The organism is Streptomyces sp. KM273126, from assembly GCF_004337435.2.
Lineage (GTDB): Bacteria > Actinomycetota > Actinomycetes > Streptomycetales > Streptomycetaceae > Streptomyces > Streptomyces acidicola.
Window position 1 is genome coordinate 1,735,196 of the sequence record NZ_SJXB02000001.1, and the last position, 14,554, is coordinate 1,749,749.

Here is a 14,554-nt window from a genome sequence, read left to right on the forward strand (position 1 = left end):
GCGCCGGTGCCGAGAGCGGACCGCGGGAAGCGGAACGCAGGAAGCGGAACGCGGGGAACGGACCGACGGAAGCGGACCGCGTCCGCGTCAGCTCCCCTGCGACGCCTCCGTCAGCTTGGCCAGCTCCTCGTCCGTGAGGGTCAGCTCCGCCACCGCCACCAGGGCCGGCAGCTGCTCCACCGTCCGCGCCGAGGCGATCGGTGCGACGACCGTCGGCTGGGCCGCGAGCCAGGCGAGGGCCACTGTGGCGATCTCCGCCCCGCGCGCCCCGGAGATCTCGTCCAGGGCCGCGAGGACCCGTACGCCCTGCTCCTTCTCCAGGTAGGCGCCGGCGCCCTGGGCGCGAGCGCTGTCCACGCTCGTGCCGGGGCGGTACTTGCCGGTGAGGAAGCCCATGGCGAGGGAGAAGTACGGGACGGCGGCGAGCCCGGCGCGGGCGGCGACGTCCTGCAGGGGGCCCTCGTACGTGGAGCGGGAGACCAGGTTGTAGTGCGGCTGGAGCGCCACGTACCGGGCGAGGCCCTCGCGGTCGGAGAAGTCGAGGGAGGCCTGGAGGCGCTCGGGCGAGATGTTGGAGGCCGCGATGGCCCGGACCTTGCCCGCCTTCACCAGGTCGTCGAGCGCCCCGACGATCTCCTCCACCGGGACTTCCGGCTTGTCGAAGTGGGTGTAGTAGAGATCGATGTAGTCGGTGTCCAGACGGCGCAGGGAGGCGTCCGCGGCGGCCTTGATGTTGGCGGCCGTGAGGCCCTGGTAGTCGGGGTGCTGGCTGACCTTCGTGGCGATCACGACGTCGGACCGGTTGCCGCGCGCCTTGACCCACTTGCCGATGACGGTCTCGGACTCGCCGCCCTGGTTGCCCTCGATCCAGGCCGAGTAGGAATCGGCGGTGTCGATGAAGTTGCCGCCCGCGGCCGTGTACGCGTCGAGTACGGCGAAGGACTGTGCCTCGTCGGCGGTCCAGCCGAAGACGTTGCCGCCGAGGGAGAGCGGGAAGACCTCGATGTCGGATGAACCAAGCTTGCGAAGAGAAGTCATGCTTTACAACAACGCCCTCGCCGGACGCACGCATTCCGCGCGTCCGGACGAGGGTTTGTGAATCCGGGAGGAGATCACCTCACCTGCTCCCGGAGGACCTCAGGGGGTGAGCCCCTTGCCCTGCAGCCACGCCATCGGGTCGATGCCCGAGCTGCTGCCGCCCGGGTGGACCTCCATGTGGAGGTGGGCGCCGGTGACGTTGCCGGTGGCGCCGACGCGGCCGATGACGTCGCCGGTCGCGACCTTCTGGCCGACGCTGACGCCGATGGAGGACTGGTGGGCGTACCAGATCTCCGTGCCGTCGTTGAGGGTGAGCACGGTCTTGTAGCCGTACGAACCGTCCCAGCCGGCCTGGGTGATCGTGCCGGTGCCCACGGCCTTGAGCAGGGTGCCCGTGGGGGCGGCGAAGTCGAGGCCGGTGTGCTGGCCGGAGGACCAGTAGGCGCCGGACTGACCGAAGCTGGAGCTGATGGTGTACGAGGACGTCGGCAGCGTGAACTGCTTGGCGAGCTGGGCGAGGCGCTCGGCCTCGGCCTTCTTCCTGGCCTCCTCCTCCGCCTTCGCCTTCTCGGCGGCGGCCTTGGCCTCGGCCTGCTCCCGCTCCTTGGCGGCGGCCTCGGCGGCCTTCTTCGCGGCGGCGGACTCGGCGGCGGCAGCGGCGGCGCGGTCGACCGCTTCCTGCTGCGACTCGGCCTGCTGCATGATGCGGGCGCGCAGCGCCTCACCGGCGTCGTCGGCGCCCTGCTCGGCGTCGGTGAGGCTCAGGCCCGCGCTGCTCAGCGGGGTGGGGGAGCTCTCGGGCTCGTCCTCGGAGTCGAAGACCGAGCCGACGTTCGGCATGTCGGGCATCGAGATGGAGACCGGCGGCTTGCCGGTCTGCGCGGAGGCCATGCCGCCCGCGCCGACGGCGGCTATGACACCGACGCCCAGAACGGTGGAGCTGCGGGCGAGTCCGCCACGCTGCTTGGCGACGCGGTGCCGGCCGCGAAGGGGACGAATGGACTCCGCGGTGGGGTTCCACTCCTGCCAGGGGCCCTCGTCCTGGCTGTTGTAGCCGCCATACCCGAAGGTGTCGCTGTCGCCGTGTCGGTTCGGCACGGACGGAGCTTCGGTCGCAGACCGGTTCGACGCCACGTGGGCGTACTCCTTTCCTTCCTTCTCGCCTACCGGGTTAGCTGACGGGTTCGGAGCAGGAAGGTCTCCTACGCGCGTAAACCAGCCGTGCTTCCACGGTGGTTTCCGCGCGATTCACCCCAGGGTTGGTGGTTCCCCGGTTCCCTTGCGGGATTCGGCGCGTGCGCACGGAGCCGCCTCTTGTGACGGCTGGGACGACCGCGCTGCGTTATCGAACGTTAATAGACGTGCGGGCCGTATTCCAAGCGGTTCCGGATGATCGTTCACGCCCGTGCGCGGGATTTAGGGGGCATGGGGGGCCGAATAAGGGCGAGCTACCCCTGTATCAGGTGTCACAAGAGTTCTGATGGTATGTCAGATGTTATGCGGAGTGAGGCTGTTCGGACACGCTCGGTGATCGTGAATATGGGGAAGTCGTGAACGGTCATCGCCGGGGCTTCCTCGTGGACACCCTGGCGAATGCCGGGAGTTGGGCCGTCAGCCCGCGGAGAGCTCCGCCAGGTCCGCCAAGGGCAGCGTGTGCTGGGTCTGGAGGACCTTCGCCCGCAGATAGCGGACATTGTGGGCGGTGGTGAAGACGCCGGTGGGGACGCGAGTACGGACCTTGACCCCGAGGTCACGGAGCTGCTGCGCCTTGTCGGGATTGTTGGACAGCAGGTCCAGGGTGTCGATACCGAGGGCCTGGAGCATCTGCGCGGCGGCCGTGTAGTCGCGGGCGTCCTCAGGGAGGCCGAGGGCGGTGTTGGCGGCGTACGTGTCGAGACCCTCGTCCTGGAGGGCGTACGCGTCGAGCTTGTTGTAGAGGCCGATGCCCCGGCCCTCCTGGCGGAGGTAGAGGAGGACCCCACCGCGGTCTGCGATCTGCTCCACCGCCTCGCGCAGCTGCGGGCCGCAGTCGCAGCGGGCCGAGCCGAAGACGTCGCCGGTCAGGCACTCCGAGTGCAGGCGGACCAGCGGGGTGGCGCCGGGCGCGGGCTCGCCGAGGACGACGGCCACGTGCTCCCGCCCGTCGGCCAGACCGTGGAAGGTGACCAGCTCGGCGTCGACGCCGTATCCGTCGTGGAAGCGCAGCGGGACCCGGACGCGGGAGCGGGGGGTGGCGGTGGGCTGGTCGGACATGCGGGCCTCCGGGCCAGGTGCGGGTGCAAGGTCGGGGATCTGATTCAGTTTTGAAGCAAATCGCCTCACGAGGACGACCATAACCCTGCTTCAAACTTCAAGCAACCCTGATGGGGGCGACGCATTCCCCGGTCGGGCGAGATCGCGGAGCCGGCCCCATGGACTAACTCGAAGGACAGGAGCGGCGGCGCCACGGGAGGTCGTCAGGGGTGACCGCCTCAGTGCCGTCGCCCTGGAGCGCCTTCGTGATGCCCGTACAGATCCGCTCCAACTGCTCCACCTGCCCCGGGTCGAGGTGGTCGAACACCGCCCTGCGAACCGTCTCGACGTGCCCCGGTGCCGTACGCTCCAGGAGGGCCATGCCCTCGTCCGTCAGCACCGCGACGCTCCCCCGCTTGTCCCACTCGCAGTCCTCGCGCCGCACCGCACCGTCCTTCTCCAGGCGGGCCACGGCGTACGTCAGCCGACTGCGCGTGATCTTCAGCACCTCGGCGAGATCGGTCATCCGCAGACGCCGGTCCGGCGCCTCGGAGAGCATGGCCAGCACGGAGTAGTACAGGTGCGGCAGACCCGCCTCCTGCTGGAGCTGACGGTCGAGCGTGTCCTCCAGAAGCGCCGACGCGGCAATGTACGCGCGCCAGGCACGCTGTTCCTCGGGGCTGAGCCAGCGGGTCGTCATACGGACAGTGTAGTTATTGTTTAAAACTTGAACCAGGTGCCCGCGTGGCAGCCGCCCGAGGCCACCCACCGGTCACGACACACCCCGCCGACCGATCGGTCACGACCACGGGAGCGACCCCCATGCCCCAGCCCTACGTCCTGTTGTCCGCCGCCGTCTCCCTCGACGGCTACCTGGACGACACCGGGCCCGAGCGGCTGCTGCTGTCGGGTCCGGACGACTTCGACAGGGTCGACGAGGTACGGGCGGCCAGTGACGCGATCCTGGTCGGCGCCGGCACCCTGCGCACCGACAACCCCCGGCTGCTGGTGAACTCACCCGAGCGGCGCGCGGCGCGCCTCGCCGCCGGGCTCCCGGAGTACCCGCTGAAGGTCACCGTCACGGCGTCCGGCGACCTCGACCCCACGGCCCGCTTCTGGCACACCGGCGGCGAGAAGGTGGCGTACACGACGGACAAGGGCGCCGAACGCCTGCGCGCCCTCGACCTCCCGGCCGACGTGGTCTCCGTGGGCCCCGAGCTGGAGTGGCGGTCCGTGCTCGACCACCTGGGGGGCGTACGGGGCGTCCGGCGCCTCATGGTCGAGGGCGGCGGCCAGGTCCACACCCAGCTGCTCCGGGAGGGCCTCGCGGACGAGCTCCAGCTGGCCGTCGCACCCCTGTTCGTGGGCCAGTCGGACGCCCCGCGGATGTTCGGCGCGGGGGAGTACCCCGGCGGCCCGACCAGCCGCCTCCGCCTGCTGGAGACCCGGCCCGTCGGCGATGTCGTCCTCATCCGGTACGCGCCCACGGTCCCCGGCACGGGCGGGCAGCCCTCGGCGGCCGACCGGCACTGGCTGGACCTGGCGTGCGACCTGGCGGCACAGTGCCCGCCCTCACGGACGGCCTTCAGCGTGGGCGCCGTGATCGTGGCGGCCGACGGTACGGAACTGGCCCGCGCCCACTCCCGCGAGGGCGACGACCCGGTGGTCCACGCGGAGGAGGCGGCCCTGGCCAAACTGGACCCCGCCGACCCGCGCCTCGCCACCGCCACCGTGTACAGCAGCCTGGAGCCCTGCGCCCGCCGCTCCTCCCGCCCGTCCCCGTGCGCCCGGCTGATCCTCGACGCGGGGGTACGGCGGGTCGTCACCGCGTGGCGGGAGCCGGACACGTTCGTCGTGGGCGCCGACGGCAACGCCCTCCTGGCGGCGGAAGGGGCCGAGGTCGTCGTACTCCCGGAGTTCGAGCCGCGGGCGACCGCGCCGAACAGCCACTTGCTCACTCCCTGAGGCCCTGGGTACTCCGTACCGGGTACCGCCCGCCGGTCGCGCGCCGGAAGGAGGCCGCGCATGAGCCGTACCCGCGAGGTCCCGACGGCCGCGGACCGGCCGGAGGACCAGGGAGTGACGCTCGTCTACAGCTGGGAGGTGGAGCCCGGCCGGGAGGCGGAGTTCGAGGAACTCACCCATGAGATCGCCGACGTCGCCGCGGGCTTCTGCGGCCACGAGGGCATCGTCTGGCTGCGCCCGCACCGCGGTCAGCGCCTCTACCACGGCGTCCTGCGCTTCTCCAGCCAGGACCGCCTGGACGCATGGCTCCGGCTGCCCGAGCGCCGGGCCTGGCTGGAGCACATGCGCGCCGTCGGCCATCAGGTCTCCCACGTCCAGCGGCAGCCCACCGGCATGGAGACCTGGTTCAGTCTCCCGCAGCGCCCGGTCGACGCCCCGCCGCGCTGGAAGATGACCCTGATGACGATGCTCGGCGCCTACCCGATCTCCCTCGCCATCAACTGGCTGATCGCCCCCACACCGCCGCCCTGCCCGTCCCCCTGAAGGCCCTGCTCTTCCCCCTCCTCGTCGCCCCGCTGCTCACCTACTTGATCATGCCCGGGCTCAGCCGCCTGTTCCGCCGGTGGCTGTACGGGGAGGAGCCTCGAAGCGGGGTGAAGTGAGGTGAAGTGGGGTGAAGTGAGCGAGCAGGACCGTCGCCGGCCCGTGGCCACGGCAAACCCGTGCGCGAGCTGTCCCGCACATGACGTACACTGGTTTCAACGACGCGGGGTGGAGCAGCTCGGTAGCTCGCTGGGCTCATAACCCAGAGGTCGCAGGTTCAAATCCTGTCCCCGCTACTGAAGGCCTGGGGCCGGAATCCAAAGGGATTCCGGCCCCAGGTGTTGTGGCGTCCGGCACAGGTGCTGTGCGGTCTGCCGCAGGTGCTGTGTCGTCCGGCCGCCCCTAGGGCCCGGGCGCCCCCGGCCCGGGATGCCGTACGGCCTTCCTCACGTCCGCCTCGATCTCGCCGCGCGGCTGCCCCTCGGCCTTCGCGTACTCGGTCACCGCGGCCTGAACGTCCCGGGCGAGGTCGCGCCAGGCCCGCCACGCGGTCTCGTACGTGTCGGTCTGCGTTTCGGTCCACTTGTGGGCGGTCGGGGACCCGTACAGCTCGCGCAACTCCTCCACCCGCGCGTGGGCCTGGTCCGCCGCGCGCTGTATCCCCACGAGCTCCTCGAAGGTCTGTGCCACGCGTACGAATCCTTGAACAGACGGCGCCCCCGACCGAGCCGCCACGCCGCGCCCCGATCTGCACCAGGGCCAAGCGCCACAGCGGTTCACTCACTCGGGGTCACATGTCGGGGCGGGCAGGCGCATGCCCCGGGACTCGGCGACGCGCAGGGCGTCGGTCAGGCACTCGGCGAGGCGGAGACCGGCGTACCGCACCTCGGTGTACGGCGATGCGGGGTCATCCAGCACCTTGCGGGCGAGGCCGAGAACATCGGTACCGATGGCGAGCTGGACGGCCTCCAAGTCATCGGCGAGACGGGAGAGGTAGCTGCCGCCGTTGTCGGTGACCAGGTAGCAGGGCTTGCCGTCGGGGGACGGCCAGGGCAGGAGCCGGGGCGAGGTTGTGCCGTCTGCGCGTTCCATCAGGCGGCCACCTCCTGCGCGCCGATCAGGTGCCGGTCGAGAGCGATCACGAAGTCCGCCGCGAGGACGAGGGCGAGGCGGCGGCGCTGCCGGAGTGCGGCTTCCTCTTCGTGGGCGGTGAGGTAGGGGCGTACGAGGGCGGAGGCGGTGCCGTCGAGGCGAGTGGGGAGGCCGTACGGGGAGCGGTGGCGGGGCAGGGGCCAGGGCTGGAGAGTGGAGGGTCGTACGGGGGTGAGGTGCGGGCGGGGGATGGGGTGACCGTGGGAGCGGCGCCGTTTTCCGGTGCCTGGGGCAAGGAGAAGGCGCAGCCATTCGAGGGTGCGGCGGATAAGGTCGTGCACGTCGACGCTCCTTGTCAGCGTTGGCCGTGCCCCGGGAGGTCTAGCCACCTCGCCGGGGTCTTGTCGTCTCGACCATACCGATAACTGCGTCCCCCTGCACCTCACTGAGGCATTCTGCGTCCCGCCGCGGTGGGACGCGTTCCGATCCTGCGGTGTGCGTAGGGCTGCGGCACCGTGGAGAGATGACCGAGCTTCCGCGCTACGAGTACGTGAAACTCGCCGACGCCATCGCGGCAGACATCGCGTCCGGCAAGTTGCCACAGGGGGCCGCGCTGCCGGGCGAGCGCGCCATGACCGATCTGTACCGCGTGAGCATCGGCACCGTACGTCGCGCCATCGTCGAACTCCGCAAACGAGGGCTTGTCGCCACCCTGCCTGCGAAGGGGACGTACGTCATCGGGATGCCAGAGCCAGCCGGCGGCGCACCCGAAGAGAGCGAACCGAACGCCTGACGGGGCCGCGCGGTGTGTCGCGCGGCCCCGTCAGCGTCGGTCGTCCCATCTCATTGGCGTGGACTCGCGCCCCCGACCAGGATTCTGCACGCGAACTGCAAGCGTTCCGTCCAGGTGCCTCCCCCAGACTCGGGCTACGAGCACCATGCCTGGTTCATTGTCGAATGCTTCGGGGGAGGCAAGATCGGCTATGTCGCGATTGATCATTGCGGGAATGACGCGATTGGCGATGACCGTGCCAGTCGAACGGTTCCCGCTTCCATACAGCTCGTTTCGGAGTGCGTCATGGATGGACTGCGCCGTCGTCGGGGGCGCGTACAACGTCGCCAGTGCGTTCCGGAATCTGGGGGACGAACCCGAGATCTGCACACTCGTGGGCACCGACGACGCGGGCGAAGTCATAAGGGCCGCCCTGCGGCGGCGCAGGTTGGAAGGCCGAGGGGTGGTCAGCACCCATGAGTCGGCCAAGACGCTGATCCTCGTCGAGCCGGACGGGCGGGTGGCACGCTGCGCCCGGGCCACCGGCGGGTCGCTGGACTATCCGATGGAACGCTTCATCGAGCGTGCCGTCGACGCCGACCTGGCGATCATCACCAGCCAGCCGTTCGGCGAGCCCTTTCTGCACCCGGCGAAGGAGCTGCTGGGCCTGCCCGTGGCCGTGGATCTCCATATGGCGGCCGACCTCGACGATGAGCGTCAGCGGCCCTGGTACGAGGCCGCTGACGTGCTGTTCTGCAGTCATGAACGGCTCTTGGTCACCCCCGAAGAATGGATCCGCACGGTGCTTTCGCGGTACCCCGGCTGCCGCGTAGCGGCCGTCGGACGCGGAGAGCGGGGCTGCGTCATGGGGCTCCAGGACGGTCGTCTGGTGGACATCGACGCGGTCACACCGCGCCCCGTACGCAGCACGGACGGAGCGGGGGACGCACTGTTCGCGTCCTTTCTGCACAGCTGGCTCGTCGCGGGAGAAGCTGTGGAGGCGCTGGAGTCCGCCGTCCTGTTCGCCGGCTGGAAGATCGGTGCCACCTCGGCCGCCGAAGGGTTCCTGACGACCGCGGAGCTAGCCGCCCTGCGCCGGGTCTACCCTCTGCGCACCCGTGTGGGCACCTGGCGCACATGAGGTGACCGCGGTGTCCGGTCCGCGGCGTCAGCCCGGACCGGACATCAGGGCCGTGTCCAGTGAGGTGGTGTACCGGCTGAACTGCGACACTTTCGGGAAGTGTGTCGCACCTGCGGATTCGCCTGCCTGCCCGGACCGGACGTCAAGCCGGACCGGACGTCAAGCCGCCCCTCGGCCGCCGCCCCGCTGCGCGCTCCGCCGCCGTGACGGCGCCGAGCCCGTGGTAGACAGCTTCGGCCCGGGCGTAGTGTTCCCGGGCGGACGTCAGGTTCCCCTCCTGCTCCTCCAACTCGCCCAGGGCTTCGTGGATGGTTCCCTCGTCGAAGACCACACCGGCCTCGCTGAGCAGTTCCAATGCGGTGGCAAGATGGGAGCGTGCGGCGGCACGGTCACCCGCCCGCATGTGCGCCTGCCCGAGACGGCGCCGGATCAGGACCTCCTGGTAGGCGTCTCCGGTGCCGGTGACCATGCCGAGTGCGGCGGTGAGGTGAGTGATCGCTTCCGTGTGATGTCCCACGAGGCTCTCCACCTCACCGATGGCGGAGTGGTCCCGAGCCACGCCCCGGATGTCCTCCGACTCCTGCCGGATGGCGAGGGCGGCGCGGAACAACGATCCGGCCCGGTCCGGATCACCCATCTCCAGGCGGGTCAGGCCCACATTGTGCAGGACCAGCGCCTCTCCCCGGCGGTCGCCGATATCCCGGCGCAGGGCCAGTGCCACGTCGAACACGCGCAGCGCCTCCTCGTAACGCCCCGCGTCGCGCAGCGCGACACCCAGACCGTTGCGCAGGCGGGCCTCGCCGAGGCGGTGGCTGCAAGACTTGGCCGCGTCGGCGCCGATCTCGTGGCTGGCGATCCAGTCGCGGTGGTAGCGCCGATAGGTGAACAGACCCCAGAGCGAGTCGGCGATCTGCCAGGCGGCCGAGTCGTAGCCCAACTCGACGGCGAGGCGCTGGGCGGCCAGGAGGTTGCCGCGCTCGGCGTCGAGCCATTCCAGGGCGGCGGCGCGGTCCTGGAAGACGTGCGGCACGGACCGCAGATAGGTGTACTCGGGAGTCGGACGCCGCCGTTGCGGGTACACGACGGCGTCGGCACTGTTGGCAACCGCGAGGTAGTGGTCGACGAGCCGCCGAGCCGCCTCGGTCCGCAGTTCGTCAGAGTCGTCGGCCTCAACCCTGCCATGGGCATGCTGGTGAATCAGGTCGTGGAAGCGGTACCGGCCGGGCCGGATCATGCTCAGCAGATTGGCCTCGGTCAGGGTGCCCAGCCGGTCGGCCACGTCCGCGACCGGGGGCTCGGCGGCGGCCACCGCTTCCGCCACGCCCACATCGAATTCGGGACCGGGATGCAGGCCGAGTCGGCGGTACAGGCACGCCGCATCCTGCGGCAGGGCCGCGTAGGCCTGGTCGAGGCACGCGTTCATGGAGACCTCCTCATCCGCCACAGCCGCACGCAGGCCGACCACGATGGCGGCCGCCACCGACGCGACGCTCCAGCCGGGCCGGACAGTCAGCAGCGCCCCACCCACACACACCGCGAGAGGGAAGCGCCCGCAGGATCTGACGAGTTCACGGGCCGCAGAGTCGTCAGCGGCCACGCGATCCCGGCCGGCTATCCGGCCGAGGAGTTCCAGGGCCGAGTCGGTGTCCAGCGGATCGAGCTGGAGCATCTCGGCTCCGTCAAGCAGCAGCGACGTAAGGCGCCACCGGCTGGTGGCCACACAGACGCTTCCGGACGACGCGGGAATCAGCGCGCGCACCTGGGCCGCGGACAGGGCGTTGTCGCACAGAACCGCTACACGCCGGTCAGCCGTGAGAGTCCTGAACAACGCGGACTGCTCGGCGAGGTCGGACGGCACGTGTTCCGGAGCCACGCCCAGGGCATGCAGAAACCGCGGCAGCACGGCACTGACCGCGAGGGGTTGACCGGCTCTGTGGCCGTGCATGTCGGCGTACAGCTGCCCGTCGGGGAAGTCGGCGCTGCGACCGTGCAACCACGACAACGCCAGAGATGTCTTGCCCACCCCCGGCGGGCCGCTGATCACGACAACGGCCGGGGCTCCGTCGGCGGATGCCGCGTCCAGTGCCGCGTCCAGAGCCGCCGTGTCTTGACGGCGGTCCGTGAAATGCCTTGGCCCGGGAGGGAGTTGCCTCGGTGTGTGCGGACGGGAACCGGTCGACGAAATGAAGTGGACATCACCGTGAATGACCCCCGCCTGGACGCTTGGACCGTAAACGGTTCCCGTGAGGTCGTTACGCGCGTCCAGTCTGTCCCGGTGTACGGAGCCGTCGGACCGCCGCATCACTCAATCCCCCGCCCCAGATACGTCATGGCCGAAGCAGTTCGAGCCCATGTCCCTCCGCAAGAGTCGCACTGCCCCATACGACGGACATAAAACCCGCCACGGGGCGAGTCACCGAAAATGGCTAGTAGGTACCGGGTTCGCGCCCCACGCTGACCGAAGGGGCACCGCCGAGCTCTGGAAAACCCACCCGGTGCGCCGCCAGGTTCCGCAGGGCGGCATCGGCCTCCGCCGGGGCCACGCCGAGCCGCTCGTAGATCTCCAGGGCGACACGCAGGTAGTGGCGGGCGCCATCCGATTCCTGCCCTTCGACGGCGAACAGGGTCATGCCCAGCCCCTCGGCGGCCTGTGCCTCCTCGGGGAGAGCGTTGATCGCCCTGGCGATGCGCAGCGCCTCCTCGTAAGCGCCGCGCGCGGCCCGGTGCCGTCCCGAACCGCGCTGTGCAGCCGCCGCACCGGCCACCGCCCGCTGCCGCTGGTACTGATCGCCGATCCGCTGCGCGACGCTCTCGGCCAGCGTGAAGTGAATCGCGGCCTCGCTGTACCGCTCGGCGGCGTTATAGGTCAGGCCGATGTTTATCAGGGCATCGGCCTCACAGCGCAGATCCCGGATGGCACGGTAGATGCTCAGAGCCTTGCGGAAGTACTCCAGGGCGGAATCCGTGTCACGCTGCGCCCGGCACAGATTGCCGAGGTTGTTGTAGAGAATCGCCAACTCCTGGCGTCCGCCGATCCGGCGTACCAGGACGAGCGCCTGCATGTAGTAGGCGCGGCTCTCCTCGTGCCGCCCCAGCAGACTCTGGATCTCACCCACGTTGTTCAGTGCCTTGAGTTCGCCGCGACGGTCTCCGATGGTCCTCAGCAGGGCGAGAGCGGTAAGAAACTGCCTCAGCGCCTCCTGACGCCGCCCCATGTAGGCCAAAGCCACCGCCTGCTGGTTCAGCACTTCCGCCTCGCCTCTGTGGTTGCCGACCTGCCGGTGCAGTTCCAGCGCCTGGTCGAAGTGGCCGAGCGCGGAGGAGAAATACCCCGACACCACGTCGACCAGGGCCCGCTGGGCACGTGCCTCGCCCTGCCCCCACCGATCGCCCTCCTCCTCATAGAGGGTCATGGCTTCCGTGACGCAGCGCAGAGCGTCGTCGCGCAGTCCGAGACGCCACAGAACCTCGGTGCGCTCCACGAGGATGCGCGCCAGTACGGGCCGCTCGCCCGTCTCACGCCAGATCGTCAGCGCGGTCTCGTGCAGCTCTGCCGCGGTCTCCCAGACACCCCACGTTCGGAACGCCTCCGCCAGGACCAGCGGGAAGTACCGGGCGTGGATGGTTGACCCGGCCGCCGCCAAGCGCGCGACGGCCAGCAGATTGGCGCGTTCCATGTCCAGCCAGGCCTCGGCGTCGTCCTGATTCCCGGGCCGGGGCCCGAAGACCAGGTCCTTGATCCGGGGGGCCGACGGCGGGGTGCGCTGGGGATGCGCCAGCCGGACGGCGGCGTCCGCCATGGAGAGGTAGTAGCCGAGGAGCCGTTCCACGGCCTCACGGCGGGTGGCGTCGGAGTCGTCCCGCCGTTCCACCCGGGCGGCGAAGGCCCGCACCAGGGAATGGAGCGCGTAGCGGTCCCTCACTGGTTCCTCGATCAGATGGGTTTCCAGCAGCTCGTCCATGCCTCGTCGGACGGAGGTGAGGTCCGCTCCGGCGAGCGCGGCCACCGCGTGCAGCGTGAGGTCTGGGCCCGGGTGCAGGGCGAGCAGGCGGAAAAGGATCTTCCTGTTCTCGTCGAGTTCCTCGTACGACAGGTCGAAGGCCGCGGCGATACCGGGCTGGGCATCGATCTCTTCGAGCGGTTCGCCGACCTGCGCCAGGCGGTCGGCCACATCACGCACCTCCCACGCGTCCCGGTGCCGGAATCGGCTGGCGGTGAGCTGTATGGCCAGGGGATGGTGTCCGCACAGGTTCACCACGTCGAGCACGGCGGCGGTGTCCGACGCCCGGCTCTCGCCGACGATGCGGATGAACAGGGCGGCTGCCTCCGCCGCCGACGGAACACCGAGGGCGATCGACTGGGCGCCCTCCAGGTTCGCCAGTCGGTGGCGGCTGGTGACGATCACGCAGCAACTGGGGACGCCGGGCAGCAGCGGCCGGACTTGAGCGGCGTCCCGGGCATCGTCGAGCACCAGCAGTACCCGGCGGTGCGCCAGGAGTTCGCGCCACCGGGCGGCTCTCTCATCCGGTGTCGGCGGCAGTTTCCCGGCGTCGCCCATGGCCTGGAGAAGCGCCGCCAACGCATCGAACGCAGAACGCGGCGGTTGCCCGTGCGGACTGTGGGCGCGCAGATCGACGTACAGGAAGCCGTCCGGAAATCGCTCGCGGAGCAGATGCGCGGCATGCACGGCCAGCGTCGTCTTCCCCACCCCCGGCATGCCGTGCACAACGAATAACGGCAGGGCGGTCTCGCGCCGGCGGACGCCATCGAGAAGCTTGCGCAGCTCGTCGTCCCGCCCCGTGAAGTCAGCGATGTCGCGCACCATCGTGTCGGGTGCCGGGGGCCCATTTCCAGCGGGCCGGGACAGTTCGGGAGCGAGAAGAGAAGCGTCCCGCTGAAGGATCCGGCTGTGGAGGTCTTCCAGCTCCTGGCTGGGGGAGAGCCCCAGTTCGTCACGTAATCGCTCTCTCGTCCGGCGATAGACGAGCAGCGATTCCGCATGGCGACCACAGCGGTACAGCGCCAGCATCAGGTGTGTGGCCGCAGGTTCGGCCACCGGGTGCTGAGCAACCATCTCCCGCAACTCACCGACCAGATCGGCGTGCCGTCCCAATCGAAGTTCCAGACCGACCCGCGCCTCGCGGGCACGCCGTCGCTCCTCACGAAGGCGTTCCCGAAGGGTCGCGGCCCAGTGCCCACGGAACTCGCCGAGCGGCTCCCCCCGCCAGAGCTTCTCGGCTTCGGCCAGAAGGTCCACCGCCCGCTCCGGGCTGCCGCTCTCCGCGACCGCCATGCCCTGCCGGTGCAGGCGCCGGAACCGGAAGAGGTCAACCGCCTCGGGGTCGACGTCCAGGCGGTAGGTGCGTGCCGAGAATTCGATGGCGACGCGGTCGCCCACGGCGGAGCGCAGTCTCGACCGCAACCGCGAAATGTACGACTGAAGCGACTCCGCGGCCGACTGCGGAGGATCGCCGTCCCACAAGCGACGCTGCAGCACGTCCACGGACACCGGTTCGCGCTCCGCGCAGATCAGAACTGCCAGAACACACCGTTGTTTGGCCGTACCCAAAGGACGCCGTCGGCCAGCGGACCACAGTTCAAGCGGGCCCAGCACTCGGAACTCCACCAGCACCCCCAAGATGAGCCGGTTGTTCCTCTGGTCACTTCCGCGACAGCTAGTCATGTCGTTGACACTTGCCCTGTCCATGACCTTCTCACGGTGCGAAGCAGACGGACAGAAGCCTCTCGGCCGCTTTCCCCCGTGACCGCC

The 14,554-nt window shown here is 70.0% G+C and carries 13 protein-coding genes, 1 tRNA gene and 1 riboswitch; of the genes, 5 read left to right on the plus strand and 9 right to left on the minus strand.

What is annotated here, in order from left to right:
• Positions 1-87: 87 nt before the first annotated feature.
• From E0500_RS07595 to E0500_RS07610, 4 genes are all read right to left on the minus strand, one after another.
• Entirely contained in the window at positions 88-1,038 is a 951-nt protein-coding gene (locus E0500_RS07595; protein ID WP_131570856.1) for an aldo/keto reductase, read from the minus strand.
• Positions 1,039-1,137: 99 nt separating this feature from the next.
• A complete protein-coding gene (locus tag E0500_RS07600; protein ID WP_131570858.1) occupies positions 1,138-2,172 on the minus strand; it encodes a M23 family metallopeptidase in 1,035 nt (344 codons plus the stop codon).
• 11 nt (positions 2,173-2,183) lie between these two features.
• Positions 2,184-2,342, minus strand: a riboswitch (cyclic di-AMP (ydaO/yuaA leader).
• 307 nt (positions 2,343-2,649) lie between these two features.
• Positions 2,650-3,291, minus strand: coding sequence for a GTP cyclohydrolase II (gene ribA / locus E0500_RS07605; RefSeq protein WP_131570860.1), 642 nt, complete (start codon positions 3,289-3,291; stop codon positions 2,650-2,652).
• A 163-nt stretch (positions 3,292-3,454) separates the two neighbouring features.
• Positions 3,455-3,970 carry a MarR family winged helix-turn-helix transcriptional regulator gene (locus E0500_RS07610; protein WP_131570861.1) on the minus strand — a complete coding sequence of 172 codons (516 nt, stop codon included), beginning with the start codon at positions 3,968-3,970 and terminating at the stop codon, positions 3,455-3,457.
• A 122-nt stretch (positions 3,971-4,092) separates the two neighbouring features.
• On the opposite strand from E0500_RS07610, the gene E0500_RS07615 reads away from it, so the two are divergent.
• The 3 genes from E0500_RS07615 (at position 4,093) to E0500_RS07625 (ending at position 6,074) form a co-directional block, all read left to right on the plus strand.
• On the plus strand, positions 4,093-5,235 hold the full coding sequence (locus tag E0500_RS07615) for a dihydrofolate reductase family protein (protein ID WP_131570863.1): 1,143 nt from the start codon (positions 4,093-4,095) through the stop codon (positions 5,233-5,235).
• A gap of 60 nt (positions 5,236-5,295) precedes the next feature.
• A complete protein-coding gene (locus tag E0500_RS07620; RefSeq protein WP_258572656.1) occupies positions 5,296-5,778 on the plus strand; it encodes an antibiotic biosynthesis monooxygenase in 483 nt (160 codons plus the stop codon).
• Between the two features lie 222 nt (positions 5,779-6,000).
• Positions 6,001-6,074, plus strand: a tRNA-Met gene (locus E0500_RS07625).
• A 106-nt stretch (positions 6,075-6,180) separates the two neighbouring features.
• Here the strand turns inward: E0500_RS07625 and E0500_RS07630 are convergent.
• From E0500_RS07630 to E0500_RS07640, 3 genes are all read right to left on the minus strand, one after another.
• On the minus strand, positions 6,181-6,468 hold the full coding sequence (locus tag E0500_RS07630; protein ID WP_131570867.1) for a hypothetical protein: 288 nt from the start codon (positions 6,466-6,468) through the stop codon (positions 6,181-6,183).
• 90 nt (positions 6,469-6,558) lie between these two features.
• Entirely contained in the window at positions 6,559-6,870 is a 312-nt protein-coding gene (locus E0500_RS07635) for a hypothetical protein (RefSeq protein WP_131570870.1), read from the minus strand.
• A complete protein-coding gene (locus tag E0500_RS07640) occupies positions 6,870-7,211 on the minus strand; it encodes a hypothetical protein (protein WP_181586905.1) in 342 nt (113 codons plus the stop codon). The genes E0500_RS07635 and E0500_RS07640 overlap by 1 nt, the downstream gene beginning before the upstream one ends.
• A gap of 182 nt (positions 7,212-7,393) precedes the next feature.
• Here E0500_RS07640 and E0500_RS07645 point away from each other — a divergent pair, with 182 nt between their 5' ends.
• Both E0500_RS07645 and E0500_RS07650 read left to right on the plus strand, forming a co-directional pair.
• A complete protein-coding gene (locus E0500_RS07645) occupies positions 7,394-7,663 on the plus strand; it encodes a GntR family transcriptional regulator (RefSeq protein WP_131564019.1) in 270 nt (89 codons plus the stop codon).
• A gap of 289 nt (positions 7,664-7,952) precedes the next feature.
• A complete protein-coding gene (locus E0500_RS07650; protein WP_165935016.1) occupies positions 7,953-8,783 on the plus strand; it encodes a carbohydrate kinase family protein in 831 nt (276 codons plus the stop codon).
• Positions 8,784-8,925: 142 nt separating this feature from the next.
• Here the strand turns inward: E0500_RS07650 and E0500_RS07655 are convergent, their stop codons facing one another.
• Together E0500_RS07655 and E0500_RS07660 are read right to left on the minus strand one after the other, a co-directional pair.
• The gene (locus E0500_RS07655; protein WP_131564017.1) at positions 8,926-11,085 is read right to left on the minus strand and encodes a tetratricopeptide repeat protein; all 2,160 of its coding nucleotides are present in this window, start codon (positions 11,083-11,085) and stop codon (positions 8,926-8,928) included.
• A 124-nt stretch (positions 11,086-11,209) separates the two neighbouring features.
• On the minus strand, positions 11,210-14,491 hold the full coding sequence (locus E0500_RS07660) for a BTAD domain-containing putative transcriptional regulator (RefSeq protein WP_131564016.1): 3,282 nt from the start codon (positions 14,489-14,491) through the stop codon (positions 11,210-11,212).
• Between the last annotated feature and the right edge of the window lie 63 nt (positions 14,492-14,554).

Excerpts from the sequence above, each read along its gene's own strand:
- E0500_RS07635 (WP_131570870.1), bottom strand. The coding sequence starts at position 6,870 with ATGGAACGCGCAGACGGCACAACCTCGCCCCGGCTCCTGCCCTGGCCG.
- E0500_RS07650 (WP_165935016.1), top strand. The coding sequence starts at position 7,953 with ATGGACTGCGCCGTCGTCGGGGGCGCGTACAACGTCGCCAGTGCGTTC.
- E0500_RS07620 (WP_258572656.1), top strand. The coding sequence starts at position 5,296 with ATGAGCCGTACCCGCGAGGTCCCGACGGCCGCGGACCGGCCGGAGGAC.
- E0500_RS07610 (WP_131570861.1), bottom strand. The coding sequence starts at position 3,970 with ATGACGACCCGCTGGCTCAGCCCCGAGGAACAGCGTGCCTGGCGCGCG.
- E0500_RS07660 (WP_131564016.1), bottom strand. The coding sequence starts at position 14,491 with ATGGACAGGGCAAGTGTCAACGACATGACTAGCTGTCGCGGAAGTGAC.
- ribA (WP_131570860.1), bottom strand. The coding sequence starts at position 3,291 with ATGTCCGACCAGCCCACCGCCACCCCCCGCTCCCGCGTCCGGGTCCCG.
- E0500_RS07655 (WP_131564017.1), bottom strand. The coding sequence starts at position 11,085 with ATGCGGCGGTCCGACGGCTCCGTACACCGGGACAGACTGGACGCGCGT.
- E0500_RS07645 (WP_131564019.1), top strand. The coding sequence starts at position 7,394 with ATGACCGAGCTTCCGCGCTACGAGTACGTGAAACTCGCCGACGCCATC.
- E0500_RS07595 (WP_131570856.1), bottom strand. The coding sequence starts at position 1,038 with ATGACTTCTCTTCGCAAGCTTGGTTCATCCGACATCGAGGTCTTCCCG.
- E0500_RS07615 (WP_131570863.1), top strand. The coding sequence starts at position 4,093 with ATGCCCCAGCCCTACGTCCTGTTGTCCGCCGCCGTCTCCCTCGACGGC.